11 protein-coding genes and 1 pseudogene are annotated in these 14,825 nt (G+C 35.6%); all 12 read right to left on the reverse strand.

The features are described 5' to 3' along the window. Positions 1–28: 28 nt before the first annotated feature. A complete protein-coding gene (locus tag HLV59_RS11880; RefSeq protein ID WP_171430030.1) occupies positions 29–1,438 on the reverse strand; it encodes a hypothetical protein in 1,410 nt (469 codons plus the stop codon). Beyond that, a complete protein-coding gene (gene tssG, locus HLV59_RS11885; protein WP_171430031.1) occupies positions 1,435–2,433 on the reverse strand; it encodes a type VI secretion system baseplate subunit TssG in 999 nt (332 codons plus the stop codon). The genes HLV59_RS11880 and tssG overlap by 4 nt, the downstream gene beginning before the upstream one ends. Beyond that, positions 2,397–4,208: a type VI secretion system baseplate subunit TssF gene (gene tssF / locus HLV59_RS11890; protein ID WP_171430032.1), complete on the reverse strand. Its 1,812-nt coding sequence runs from the start codon at positions 4,206–4,208 to the stop codon at positions 2,397–2,399. Before tssF ends, tssG begins: the two co-directional genes overlap by 37 nt. 16 nt (positions 4,209–4,224) lie before the next feature. Continuing rightward, positions 4,225–4,701, reverse strand: coding sequence for a type VI secretion system baseplate subunit TssE (gene tssE, locus HLV59_RS11895; protein ID WP_002048404.1), 477 nt, complete (start codon positions 4,699–4,701; stop codon positions 4,225–4,227). A gap of 78 nt (positions 4,702–4,779) precedes the next feature. Further along, complete coding sequence (locus HLV59_RS11900) at positions 4,780–5,283, reverse strand: Hcp family type VI secretion system effector (RefSeq protein ID WP_016141469.1); 504 nt, start codon at positions 5,281–5,283, stop codon at positions 4,780–4,782. 49 nt (positions 5,284–5,332) lie between these two features. Beyond that, positions 5,333–6,814: a type VI secretion system contractile sheath large subunit gene (tssC, locus tag HLV59_RS11905; RefSeq protein ID WP_032003316.1), complete on the reverse strand. Its 1,482-nt coding sequence runs from the start codon at positions 6,812–6,814 to the stop codon at positions 5,333–5,335. Continuing rightward, positions 6,807–7,310, reverse strand: a complete 504-nt coding sequence (gene tssB, locus HLV59_RS11910; RefSeq protein WP_005041656.1) for a type VI secretion system contractile sheath small subunit — start codon at positions 7,308–7,310, stop codon at positions 6,807–6,809. The genes tssC and tssB overlap by 8 nt, the downstream gene beginning before the upstream one ends. A 16-nt stretch (positions 7,311–7,326) precedes the next feature. Next, positions 7,327–8,016 (reverse strand): hypothetical protein, encoded by a 690-nt coding sequence (locus tag HLV59_RS11915; RefSeq protein ID WP_032003314.1) that lies wholly within the window; start codon positions 8,014–8,016, stop codon positions 7,327–7,329. Between the two features lie 619 nt (positions 8,017–8,635). Next, positions 8,636–9,320, reverse strand: a pseudogene (locus HLV59_RS11920) (tetratricopeptide repeat protein). Between the two features lie 105 nt (positions 9,321–9,425). Then, on the reverse strand, positions 9,426–10,322 hold the full coding sequence (locus HLV59_RS11925) for a tetratricopeptide repeat protein (RefSeq protein WP_171430621.1): 897 nt from the start codon (positions 10,320–10,322) through the stop codon (positions 9,426–9,428). Between the two features lie 28 nt (positions 10,323–10,350). Then, positions 10,351–11,406, reverse strand: coding sequence for a hypothetical protein (locus tag HLV59_RS11930; RefSeq protein ID WP_171430033.1), 1,056 nt, complete (start codon positions 11,404–11,406; stop codon positions 10,351–10,353). Continuing rightward, positions 11,399–14,692 (reverse strand): type VI secretion system tip protein TssI/VgrG, encoded by a 3,294-nt coding sequence (gene tssI / locus HLV59_RS11935; RefSeq protein ID WP_171430034.1) that lies wholly within the window; start codon positions 14,690–14,692, stop codon positions 11,399–11,401. Before tssI ends, HLV59_RS11930 begins: the two co-directional genes overlap by 8 nt. Between the last annotated feature and the right edge of the window lie 133 nt (positions 14,693–14,825).

Consider the following 14,825-nt stretch of genomic DNA (forward strand, 5'->3'; position numbering starts at 1 on the left):
TATTCTCGTTCTAAGTCCAAAGTTTAAATTAGTTATTCAACACCATCGCATCATCTTCTGAATTTTCAGTGGCAGATTGCACAAATGTGTGTGCTGACACTGTATTTTCTCCAAAGACAAAAGGAATGATATGTTCAGGAAAATGCATACTCAGCATAAAGCCATAAATATCAGCTAAATGTTGGGTATGCCCTAATGAAGATTTCACATAAATATAATGATGCGGTTCTACAGGCGTTTGAAGAAAGTGCTGCTGCAATTTTTTCGAAAACTTTATATCGGTCTGATCTGACAATATCAGTACATAAGGCTCATCACCTTCATGCTGAGGCAAATCATTAAATTTAAAATTATTAAAAAGCTTCGCTGTATCTTGTTGGCCCACAACAACTTTCAGTGCCTTAGAAGGTTCTAATTCCTGAATTTTCACTAGAGGATCGGCCAGTAAACAGCTTCCCGCAAATTCAGCAGGAATATAATCTTTAATCATCCAAGATTTTTCATCGACCAGATCCTGATCAATTTCAGAATCAGCTACGACCAAAAAGAACATTTCATGTTCTCTTTTATGAATACCCTTTAATAGGTGGATCAACTCTTGGTAAGCGAGTTGCTCTCCAAAAAAATGATATTCAATATGGAGCTTTTGAGCAGGAATACCAATCTCAGCAAAGAATTCTAAAATTAATTCATTACTTTGATCATCATTCCAGATATGTAATAAATCCTCCGAAAGAAGGATGTGTAGATTTAAGCGATTTAAACGATAAACCTCTACAATCGGCATTTGAACATCATCATATTCAGACTCAGGATCTACCCATGCCGGATGCATGTGATATTCACGGGCTTGTTGCGACTCATAAAATAACGTTGAACGTTTTAAATGCTCGGCTAGAAGATATAAATTTTCTATATTTTGTTCTAGTTGCTGTCTTATCAATGACATCATACGAACTTGTCGTGGAGAAGCATATTCACTCTCCTCACATTCCTCTTCATCCAAATCTTTAATTCTGTAAGATAAAAGAGGCAATCCATAAGAATTTAACAGTTGATCATCCAACTCTGGACTTTTAAAGTTTTGTAGCTGCTCAATAATACTTTCATTCTCACCTAACGCATGTAAAGCAAAAGCAGAGTAAATATTAAAATCTAGCTGTTCTAATGGTTGATCAACTACTGCGTTTTGTTTTTGACTAGCATCATCTTTATCTTGATTTATAGCTTGTTCTTTCTTGTCTTTATAAGTCTTATAAGCGCTATAAATTAACCATGGCGATAAGATCACCAAAGTAATAACCGCGGGTAGCATCAAGAAATAAAGGAAAAAATCTCCTTTATCGGGATTATATTGAACATCACGCCAGTAGAAAATAATAATTCCACTAACCAATGAAAAAATAGCAATGAATGAGAGTAATATTTTTTTAATCATATTTTCTCTCCAATAAGGCTATAGCACGTTTCATGGTTATGTACTTTTGGTTGTCGTGATATGAGAAAAGAACCCTGCCCTAAACCACTCTGGTTATTGAGAGTTAAACAAATGGGTTGTATTTCTGACTCATCCAAGATAAGCCGCAAATCTATCGATAAAGTTGGACTACACCAAGTTTCCACGAGTTTTTTAAGCTTTAAACTTAACTCTTGATTTGGTAAGAAATTTAGATATTGCTGACGTTTTAATGGCCCAATTTGAATTTCAATTTTTCCGTCAATCTGCTGAATGGTTTCCCCACAAAAGGTGTTAACACCAAGTAAACTCGGCTGATTTCCACCTAACGTTGTTAATTGGTCACTTGCCAATTTAAAAGATTCTTGTACGAATTCTTTAATCGTAATGTCATGTTTAAAAATACATGACAGCATCGTTTTTAATGCATGGACTGTATTATTTTGTCCCTGCATTAATCCTGAAAATTCTGCAAAATATTCATCCAGATCAGCTTGTTGATGCTGTGATCGCACATAGCCATTCAAAGCATGCAGAATATCTAAATAATCGTTTTTATGCTCTATCTCATATCTAATCGGCAGATTATAGGTAATACTAGACTCTACATATTGAGCAGTAAGCTTATGATTAAACAAGCTTAAAAACTCTTTAGTTTCAGCCCGTTGCTGACGTGGAGCCTGTTTAATTTTATTCGTATATGTATAAGGCAAAGCACCTTGTATACCCGTAAGACCAACGATTAAATTCGTAATATAAATTCGCTCGTCCGTTAATTCTAAATTTTCAATCTCTGTAGCAGGAAAATTTAAATTAAAGGATGTCTCAAACTTAAAATGATCACTCCAAGATGAACACAATGCACGACTTGAATCGTGTCTTAATAGTCGTGTGGCTTGAATAAATTCAAAAGACTTGGGCTTAGTAAAGAGCTCAGCTGTTACAGAAGAGTCTTGCCACCAACGTTCTGACTGCATTGGTATAACTCCTGCTGAGATGAATAATCCTTAACAACCAAATCAACAAAACTATTAATTTGAACCTTTAAATTAAAAACACGACTTAACAATTGGCTAAAAATGTATAGGCTATGTCCTCTAAATACCGATGAATCAATCTGTAATTCTGCTTTTACCCCTCTTACAAACATTGGGAATGGTTTTCCATCTACAAGCTTGTGAGTGAGTGAAAATTCGAGATGTTTGATTGACTCAATAATTAGATAATTTTCTTTTGATAAAGGTAAGTTGTACAACGCAAGTAACTCTTTAATATGAGATACCGCATCACCTTTCATTAAAGCTAAACTATTTAATGAAAGATGCGAAATAACACGCCATTGCTCACTCTGGCTTTGACCAAATTGATAAGGTTTTGTAGGTCTTTTTAAAACAATGGCACGGCGAGCCAAACTACTATCATTTAGATTTAATATATTATTGGACTGTCCTAATGCTTCATGTGGTAAGTCACGATTTGAGCATAATAGTTTAGTACTAATAAAATCCGAACGTGTTGAAGAAGGATTTAAGTTTTTTGAAATAATTGAATAACCCATTTCGACGAAATTGGGTTGTAGCTTTTGATAATTCACCGAATAGAAAAAACGTGCCGTGTCAGAATGATAGTGGCTCATCGCAAAAAAAGGCAGTACTGGAACATAACTTTCTTCTTGACTCGTTTTTTCGCGAACCATATTCATTTCAGTAATTGAATACACTTGATAAAACTCAGGATGATGAGCATCTGTAATCAGTGGGTATTCTAATTGTTTATGTACAATTTTTTGCGGTTCAGCATATTTTTCAAATAAATTAATGACTGGTGTAGTGAACAACTTAAAATTAGCGACATTTAATTCAGAATAATTTCGAACTACGGCTTGATCATTTAAATTTAATTTAAAATGTATCAACAGCTCAAAATTACTTTCTTCTAAAGATAAGCGCTTTAAAAAACCTAAATCGAGTTTCAGATAATTAAATTTTTCAGGAAAACAAAAATATTCCATCAGTAAACGATAAGCATGATGAGTATGTTGATCGAGTGGCAATAGACTTTCTTGCTCTGAAAAACCTGTTAACTCAAATGGATTTTTGTCCAATTCAACAATTTTCTGTCCTATTTTAACAGCAAAAGTTGTGCTCTTTTTAAAAATACTATCTAGTACTTGAAGTGGAAAATTAGAAATTGCATCTAAATAAATAGGTAATTTTTCGTTTATTAAATACGCATGAGCACGATTAAAAATTTCAAATTTAAAAGTTAAAGTCGCATTTTGACTTAAATGCATATGGGCACTAGGTGTACTTTTGAACTCTAGCGCTTGCAAGCTTATCGGGAGCAATTTGACTTCTTGCGTGGTATTAAACTCACACTGAACGCCTTTAAAACTGCGAGACTTCAAAACTGTGTGTGCAGGAACAATATGTGCTTCTGTGAGCTGCTTTATTTTATTTATATCTTCAAAACTTATTACAGAACAAGCCGGAAAATGACGTAAGTATTGAGGGAACATCACCTCAAATAAGGAACGTGTAAATACGTCATAACTATCAGCAAGCTTTTTATCAATACGAGCCGAAATTAATGAAAAAGCCTGTATAAGACGTTCAATATGCGGATCATCGATCTGCTCTTGATTTAAAGATAGACGCTGAGCAATTTTCGGATATTTTTGGGCAAATTCACGAGATTGCTGACCAAATTCCTGTAGTTGTTTTTCGTAAAAAGGTAAAAGCTCTTCTATCACAACACACCCACTATGCTTAGGTTCTCGCTGAAATTACATATTGCTGCGTTGTTGGTTTTAACAATGCATCAAAAACGACAGGTTCATACAGTGGATGAATATTTAGATATGCTTGAATGCTTAAACACAATGCCCCCATATTGTGCCCATCCAACAACATCTCTACCCGTATTTGTCTTAATCTGGGTTCATGAGCTGCAATTGATTGTTCAATTGATTGGCAAATCTTGTCTCGATCTAGCGGATTAGCTGTAGAAAGCCCCACAAAATCAATAATACCGAACTGAAGTATAGATTTTTTAACTAGTGGATAATCATCGACTACATGATCCAACTTAGCGACTCGACTGTTAAGCAAGTCTTCTAAATCTTTTGCTACCGATTCTCTTAATTGCTGAATAGAAAGACCTTTTGCATAATCTTCACTTTCAGGAATTAAGCGGTCAAACAAAGTTGAACGAAATCCATAGGGATAAAGCCGATCTAAATTCATTCGAGTTCACAACAAGCATGCTTAAAGACAGCAGAGGCTAACTTTATGTCAGCCTCCACCAAATATTCACTTAAACAATTACGCCGCGTAAGAAGCAGTATTGTTAGAAAGTGACCATTTCTTAGTAACAGCACCTTTAGCAGTACCGTTAATATCTTGTTGATTGTAAGTCCACTCAACAGCTGCGTATTTCAAGCCAAACGCTTCTGTTGGAACACCTTCTTCATTAACTGTTGGAGTTACACTAGAAACTAGAACATGTTTCAATTTAATTTGTAAGTACTTGATGCGCTTATCACCATTTGCACGGTAGAAGTCGATTTGTACTTCATCAAATGTATAACCAGCTGAACATGCTTCCCATAATTTCGGGCTAGTTGCATCTAGGTCTTTAACAAAAACCATATCTGAATGTTCAACACGTTCAGCAGTATGACCACCAACACTACTTGAAGTAGCAGATTTAGGTTGACGAATGTTGTGAGACCAAGAGTTAACCTCTAACCAGCCTTTGTGCTCAGCGTCACGAGACTCTCCGTCAACTTTGTATTTACCGCGAAACTCAACGTATATATCTTTCATTTAGAACTTTCCTATTTGTAATTTAAAGTTATTCTTTCGCTGACCTTTATTAATTTGAGGACTGAGGTAACTCAGTGACAAGTCGTAAAGAAACTGACAACTCATCCAGCTGGAAGTGTGGTCGCAAGAAAACCACAGATTTGTAGTGACCTGGTTGAGCAGGATCTTCTACAACTTTTACAGACGCTTCACGTAGAGGATATTGAGCTTTTGCTTCTTGAGAAGCCCCATCGTCAAGTAATACATACTGTGACAACCACTCATTTAAGAATGCTTCAACATTTCCAGCAGAAGCAAAGCTACCCACTTTATCTCTCATCATTGCTTTTAAATAATGAGCAATGCGTGAAACGGCCATGATGTACTGAATTTGACTCGATAAAGCAGAGTTAGCATTTGCTGTATCATTGTCATATTTTTTAGGTTTTTGAGTTGATTGCGCGCCAAAGAAAGCAGCGTAATCAGTATTTTTACAATGAACCAAAGGAATAAAGCCTAAATCGCTTAATTCTTTTTCACGACGATCAGTGATTGCAATTTCTGTTGGGCATTTGAATACCACTTCACCATCTTGTGTTTTAAAAGTGTGTACAGGCAAGCCTTCAACTAAACCACCACCCTCAACACCACGAATTGCAGCACACCAACCATGCATATCAAATGCATTTGTTAAACGAGTACCAAAAGCATAAGCAGCGTTCATCCACAAATATTCATTGTGATTTGCGCCCGAAACATCTTCAGCAAAGTTGAAGCCTTCAGTAGCTGTTCCTTCCTTTGGATGATAAGGAAGACGACCAAGCACATGTGGCAATGTTAAAGCAACATAACGAGCATCTTCACTATCACGGAATGAACGCCATTGAACATATTCAGCTGTTTCAAAGATTTTTGAAACATCTCTAGGACGGTCAATATCAGTAAATGACTCTAGACCAAGAATGCTTGGGCTAGCGGCCGAAATAAATGGCGCATGAGCAGCTGCAGCAACATGAGAGATTTGCTCAAGCAAATACATATCAGAAGGCGTACGGTCAAATTCAAAATCACCAATGAGCGCTGAATATGGTGCACCACCAAAAGATCCGTATTCTTCCTCATAGATTTTTTTGAATAAGGTGCTTTGATCGAAGTCTGTAGCGCCTTGGAAATCTTTTACCAACTCTTTCTTAGTCGTATTTAACATACGAATTTTAATAAGAGGGTTAGATGGTGTCTCTTGACAGAAATAATAGAGACCACGCCAAGTTGACTCAATTTTTTGGAATTGTTCATTGTGCATGATCTGACTTAATTGACTTGAAATCAGCGCATCAATTTCTGCAATACGCTTATCAATTGATAAAGTCATATTTTCAGAAACAGTAATTGTTCCTGCCATTACTTCTTTAGCAAGCTCACCGATTAAGCTTTTTGCACGTGAATGTTCTTCTTCATTTCGGGCAATACGGCTTTCTTCAACAATCGAGTCTAAGAGATTAACCTGTTCATTTTCAACAAGAGGCATTGCTGCAGATTGAGTATTATTCATGATCAGCCTCCGCACTTAATTTACGAATCTGATCTGTATTTTTAAGAACTTCATCAAGTAAGTCTTCTAAACGTTCACTGTTAGAAATTTTGTTTCTTAAGTCAGTTAAACGCTCACGAGCTTCCACAAGTTTCTTTAATGGATCAACCTGTTGAACCACGTTTTCTGGACGAAAATCTTCCATTGACTTAAATGTCAAATCAACAGCGATCTTACCGCCCTCTTCTGTCAAGGTATTGTCTACTTGGAAAGCAGCTCTTGGAGATAATGACTCCATAACTTCATCAATATTATCTAAATCAACATTAATGAATTTTTTATCTTTTAATTTTGTACGTTCAAGCTCAGATGCAGCCGAAAAATCACCCATCACACCCACAACGAATGGTAGTTCTTTCGCTTCTTTTGCATCGCCAATTTCGACATCATATGTAAGCTGAACACGTGGAGGTCGAATTCGCTGAAGCTTCTTTTGTACGCTCTCTCTCTTAGCCATAAGATTCTATTCCGGATTATTTAATTAAAGGGTCAAAAGGCGAACTTTTTGATTTATTAACAGTAGCTGCAGGTGCAGTTTTAGGTTTTACTGTAGTCGTCTTTGCTGGGCTTGATACTCGTTTATTTGACGTTCTAGAAGTACTCGTCTTATTACGCGTTACATACTGTTTTTTATAACTTCTTTTTTCGTTATCATCTGAGCTACTTTCTGAACTCGCTTTAAAGCTCGATGGATCAGGAGCAGGCATGGCAGTATGAATATTTTCAATTAACTGCTTTGCAGGAGGATAAGTCACATCATTGCTTAAATATCTCAGTTCCTGAGTACGCATTTGCTGTAAAGAGTTATTTGCAATGCTCACACCGGATAAAAACAAGACATCTGTTATTAATGAACCGCGTATATTTTGACTTTGCAATTGACTTGCTAAATTCAATGCTTTAACTGGTTGATTGGTCTGATAAAACCGCATAGCAGCTTTAGCTAATAAATCATTTTTTTGAGTTGTATTATCGCTATCACAAACTTGTTTAAAAATATTCAATAACTCAGGATCATTTTGACCTTCAGCTAAAGGGTTCTTCTTAATACAACTTTTTTTAAGTTTTACAGGCTCTAGTTCTGCTGCTTGAGCATATGATAGACCGATAATGTTTCCAGTCAAAAAAAGTATCAAAATACTTCGTTTCAACACAACTTTCATTCCTCTGTTTTCTTATTTATTCAAGGCTTTACCGAAAAGTTAATATTCTTAAAACATTAAAAAATCAGTCTAAAAACCTTATATTCAAAAAATTTAGATGCAGTTTATCATATAAACAAACATATTTTATATAAAAATCATATCAACTTAAACTAAAAGTAAATAGTTAAGATGCTTATAAAATATAGCTTAATAAAGTTATTCTTATAAAAATATAATATTGTTATTTTTTGTAATAAAAAATAAGTTATTGAATTTTATAAGTTAAGTAAAAAATAAAACCAAACCAAAAATTATCATAAACATCACTTAGTTAAGATTTATGAAACATTTTCTTAAAAAGATTTTATTTAATTTAAAAGATAAACGAATTAAATGATTGTAAAAGATACATTTCGAATTTATGAAAGTAGAAACTCAAAATTAATAAAAATAAAATTGTCAAGACTAATCTGTCTATTTGGTATATTTTTCATTTCACTTTGTGAGAGCAAGTAGAAACAATAAAGCCCATAGATTTGTGAATAACCATCTTTCCTTTAGGGTCAAGCTCGTGGATAACTTAAAAGCATATTCGATATCAAGAAAATTAAACTATTTGGCTTTATATTTTAGACTTTCAATAATTAGCTTTCTCAGGATTATATTTAGGGTTTCTATCATTTGAATAGATATCAACCAACAACTGTATAGCAGCTTTATTCTGCACATTCGCTGCTTTTTCCGCATACTCAATTGATTTCGAAAATTTTTGCTCTGCACCATTACCATTATAATACTTAAGCGCAAGGTTATATTGCCCTAATACAAAACCATTATTAGCCGCTTTTTCAAACCATTTTTTTAGCAAGTACCCGGTCTTTTGCAACCCCATCTCCATTTTCATAAGCCAAACCTACATTGTGTTGTGACTCAAGATCTCCCTGTTCAGCAGCTTTTAATATCGATTTAAAAGATGCTTTGATATCCTTCTTAATGCCATCACCACCATATAATTGAGCAGCATCTTTTTTTACGACTTCATTGCCATTTCGATAAATCAGCCCTAATTGAAGCATGGCATTTGAGGAGCCTAGCTGTGCAGATTTCTCAAATAGTTCCAATGCTTTCTTTTGATCAAATTTTTCACCTTCGCCTGTGGCATACATAAAACCTAATACAAACAATGCTTCAGGATCATACGCCTTCGCCGCTTTCTCTAAATCTTCCTTCGACTTATAATCGGAAACTTTTCTGTAGTCTTTGGTTAGAGTCCCTTGTGTACTATTTTGACTACCTTCACTACATGCAGATGTCAAGATAATCTATATTGAAAATAAAATAATATTTTTCATAACTTATATTATTAAAAATAAGACTTATTAGCTTAAAGTACAAATAAGTCTTATAAACTTTATGAATTGTAAAAATTAGAGCTTAGCTCGCCAATAATTTGCTTTCTCTGTATTATATTTTGGATTTTTTATATCGGAATAAATGTTAATTAATAGTTGAATCGCTGCTTGATTCTGTACTTTTGCTGCTTTTTCAGCATATTCAATTGATTTATCAAAATCTTGATCAGTACCATTTCCTGCAAAATATTTTAACGCAACATTATATTGGGCCTCAGGGTTACCATTATTCGCTGATTTTAGAAACCAATTCATTGCTTGGATTGGATCTTTTTCAACACCCTCGCCTTTTTCATAATTAAGTGCAACATTATTCTGCGACTTAATATCACCTTGTTGAGCTGCTTTAAGAGACCAATAAAAAGACTCTTTAAAATCTTTCTTTACCCCTGTGCCTGTATATAGTTGATAGGCAATAATTTTTTGTGATTGTAAAAAGCCGAGTTTCGCTGCCTTAACAAAATATTCGTAAGCCTGTTTTTTATCTAATTTAGTTCCTATACCCTCATAATAAGCTACTCCAACATTGTGTAAGGCCATAGCATTATTCTTTTTAGCTGCTTGCTTATACCAACTTAATGCTTTTTGATCATCAATATTTACATAACTCGATCCCTCTTGATAAATTAAGCCAAGTTGCAACATAGCTTCATCATTCCCGAGCTTTGCCGATTGTTCAAATAATTCAAAAGCCTTTTTTTGATCTTCAACATCTGTACTGTTTGTTGCATAAGTAGAAGCCAAAGTATATAAAGCTTTAGGATCTTTTTTTTGTGCAGCTTTATTGAGTTCATCTTGAGAACTATAAACTGTTTTTTTTAGGTGTGTATCGGACACAGTATGATTATTTCCACCTTCGCTACAAGCAGAAGCAAGAACAATAGGAATAATAAAAACTGATCTGAATTTCATAATAACAAAGCCTATATTATATTTAAGATTAATCACTTGAAAGTATATGTTCTTCATACATTCCGACACCATATTGCTCCTGTAACTCTTTATGATATTGCTGCTTCTCTTCTGGTGTCATACTTGTCATATCCATAATTAAGCCTTCCGCAACATCACCACCTGTTTTGTCACCTGCATACCATAAGATTCCAAAACAACTCAATCCTGCAACTGCTAACCCTATTGGCCTTTTAGACCCTTTTACCATTTTAGGGCAAACTTTACCGGCTATTCCAACTGCGACTCCGCTACCATACATTGACCCCCCTATACTAGCAACTTTAGCCACTCCTTCAGCTGGCTTCCCTTTTGCAAAATGAGTTACCGCCTCATAGGAATCCAAAAAAGTACCGCCTGCACCAACTCCCTTAGCAATTGGTTCCAATACCTTTCCTGCTCGCACAATTTCAATCTTTGCGGATGTACCTCCTTGGAACTGTCCTCCACCACTGTCAGGTGCTGATGGATGATACATCCTAGATTGGTTCTCAACAGCAGTCTTTATGCCACTCCCCCGACTCAGGACGCTTTGTTTTGCTTTTTGAATTTGCATACTCACTAAATTTTGAGGATCAATCGCTGGTTTACTCCGATTAAATTTTTTATCAAACTCTGCTTGCCCTTTAGCAAAATCTTTTTTAAAGATCTCATAATCAAATACTCTTACATTAGAATCTTCAATTACTGCTAAAGAGTTCATTAATAAGTCAGCGGCTTTCTGACCACTTTGTACTTCTGTTAATAAATCCCCTTTCTTTTCATCGTCTTCTTGCTTCTGTTTATCTTGTTCTTTTTTATATTCCTTAACACTTATTTGAGTTTTATTAACTGCATTTTTATACTTATTAAGGATACTTTCTTTGATACCTTTTTGCTCCTCCTGACTCATCTTTACAGGACCAAGGACATAAAGAGGATTCTTTTTAGGATTATGAAGTGTATCTTTTAGAATATTATTTTTCGATCTTTCAAACGTATTTTCAGGCTTTAAAAGATAAATTGGCACACCTTTCTTACTATTTTCTTGTTTACCATTAGCCATTTTTCCATTCCTCTCTATTAATATAATTTGGTAATTTAATATAAGCTCCTTCGACCAATTTAGTATTTACATCAATATTTTCCATTCCTGTATTTAAGGAAATTATTTCATCTGTAGTAATCGAATACTTATCAGCAATGTTTTGTAGGCTTTCGCCTTCTTTGACTTTATAGCCAGCTCTTAAATACTCTCCTTTTTGCCCTTCTTCTAATAAAGCTAAATTAGCTTTAACCTTAGGACTAATAAATATATATTCCCTACAGTTATGATGATTTACATAGCATATAGGCTTGACTGTATTATTATCGAACTTCATTACACCCATAATTGGTAAGTATTCATCTGTATATACAAACTCTACCTCACCATTCCCATCTGTAACCTCTTGCTTAACTATATTTAAAGAATTATCTAAAAGATAACATTCCATTCCAACTATAGGCTTACCTACATAATCTAAAAATTTAAAATAGAATGGATCATCTTTCGTACCACCAATATTCTTAATAAAATAATTCCAAACATCACCACCAACTAATACTTCGACTTCTTTTGGCTCAGCATCTGAAATCCTAGGACTTCTTCCATATTTATCAATTTTATGTTCTTCAACAACCCCATCACTTCCCTTTACAGACATAGTTAAATCTGTAAATTTATTTGTTGGAAAAACTTCATAAACATCTAATTTATTGCTATATTTTTTTGTTATATTTAATTCTTTTAGTTTAGGCACTTTAACATCTACTTTTCCACCTCCCATAAATAAATGCTGGCTAGCTTTCACCTCAAGCTTACCGCCCGTAACAGGGAAAATGCCTGAACCATTCAGCTTAACTTGAGACCCATTGGCTGTCAGATTAATTTCAGTTGGGCTAGTAATAAAAACTGTGTCTTCAGTTGAGGTAATTTGTATACCTTTTCGAGCAATGACATCTAAGCCATCACCTTGAGCCTGAATTTCTACTTTGCCTTGGCCAGCAAAAAGTCGAGCACCCTCCTGAGCGGCAAATAGACTAATCTTTTGGCTCACATGACTTAATATATTTTTTTGCGTACTAATATTAATGCTATCTCCAGCACTTTGAGTAAGCTGACCATTTGCACTGAGGTGTATATCTTCATTACTACTTACAGCAATACTTTTTGGAGATGCCAACAGCATCACTGCTGATTGAAACTCAGCAGCTTTTTTAGGATCTTCTTGTTTGAGAACTTCTAAGAAAGTCTGAATATTCTCAAGCATATCTAACGGGTCAGTTTGCTGATTTTTAGCAACTTCACTGAGTGCCTTGGCATTGTTGAGGCCACCTTCTATTTGTTGTTTGGCCTCAGCTGCGTCTAAGTGTACTCCTTGAGCTTGGTCCTGTTTATGAGTGGTAATGAGTAAGCCACTACCTGCTCTTAGCGCACCCCACTGGTCTGTTCTAAGTTCAAAGCCTTCACCACGACCTTCACTTTCCGCTTTATCTTTTGGATGGCTTAAGTTACCCAAGTTTAGCTGGCTTGCCGCATGGCTACTTTGCAGCTGGGCACTGATCTGGCCTGTAGTATCATCAAAACGGAGTTGGTTAAAGCCTTTACCATCGACTTCTTCTGAGCGCATGCCGCTGAGTTTTTTAGTCTCGGGTAATTGGCCTTTCTGGTCGAACTGGGTTGGGTGACGTTCAGCTTCGTGAATGCGGCCCACCACAAACGGGCGGTCAATGTTACCGTCAAAGAAGTCGATTACCACAATCTCACCGACACGTGGTAAGAAACGTGCCCCATAACCTTCACCTGCCCACGGAGTCAGTACATCAACCCAAGCCGAGTCAGTGTCATTATCGTTACTTCCTGCACCACCATCATGGCTATGGTCATCTGTTCGGGTAAACAAAAAGCGGACTTTAATACGTCCCCACTGGTCAACATGAATACTTTCACCCTCTAATCCCACCACTCTAGCACGCTGTGGATAAGCGGGTGGTCGGTGTTCTAGCGGGTTATATTCAGGCACAGCTTTAATATTTCTACGCGACAATATAAGTTCATTACCTTGACGCTCGGCCTGACCATTTAACTCGGATTGATTGTTCTGCCATTGGCTTTGACTAAAAAGTTGATTGATTTGCTGTTGCAAATCTTTAGGCAAATTATTTTGTAAATAGAAGCTTTTACCAATAATCAGAAATTCTTTGTCTGATCCGCTATGTGTATCTATTTCTGGATGTTCATTCAATTCAAACCAATAACCGACTTGCGCATCACGTACCGTGGTTTGTGCATGGAAATATTTTGATTGAAATGCATAATAATCAGATAAATTTTGATTGAGTTTTTCTAACTGCTGATGACCCGATGCGGTGGCTTGGTCTTCCCCATTTAAGTCTTGCATCCAAGCAGGACTGACATGCCATGCATGTTCTAGACTTAAACTCGCATTATCCTGATTAATGCTATGAATATGCTTTGACTGAACACTTCCCATGCCTTCTTCTTGACTTAAAGCATCAGCCTGCCAGCGTTGCACATGCACGGCTGTAGATTGCAAGCTTCGGGTTGGCACGAGACTCGTCATACTGTCTTGTTGTTCAACTGCGCTACTGCGGTGATAACGGATATTTCTTCGATTTAATGCTAAATATGATTCATTATTATCAATTAAACGTAACTTTTGTGATTGAATCTCATCCGAGCTATCAGTGGCAAACAACTGAGCTTCATCAATTAACCAGTTAATGCCTTCACTACGCCAAAGTCGAGTTAAAAACTCATAATCTGTTTCATTACTTTGCATGACAAAAGGTCGAACATCGTAGTCTTGAGTTAGGTTTTTTAAATCCAAAGTTAAGGCAGAAGCAAACAACGGGCTTTTGTTCTGCCACTCAGTAAATAGAACTTCAGTAATGTCCCGTACACTTTTATTCATAAACACACGACTATTGCGGCGTTTATGCCATAGCGCGGTTGGATCTTGCAATCTCAGTTTATACAATGTTAATGAACCATCACTCTGCCCCTGACTGGCTTCTGTAATAATTCCTGTAGTTCTAAATAATTGTCCCTGATCAGTTACTTGATCGACTGCAACCTGACAACCAATAAATTGTTTTAATGAAATATGGGCATTGGTAGAAAGACAAAATAAATCGGCAGTCAGTCCTTCATTTAACTGATGCTGCCCTTCAATACTTTGTAAAAAGACTTGAGTATTCAACGATGGATTAGAAAACTGAACATGAAGCACGCGTTTTTGCGAGCTGATACCCAAATCTTCTAGAATTCTATGTATATGAAATAACATCTTTTTTATGAAAACTTTGTCAGGATTGGCATTATTCTATAAAATACAGACACATCTGTCTATTTTATAAAGAAAAACTTAACCATATGAATACACGGATGAATGAGAATACTATCCGTGATAAATATAAAAA

Source organism: Acinetobacter lactucae (assembly GCF_013122135.1).
GTDB lineage: Bacteria > Pseudomonadota > Gammaproteobacteria > Pseudomonadales > Moraxellaceae > Acinetobacter > Acinetobacter lactucae.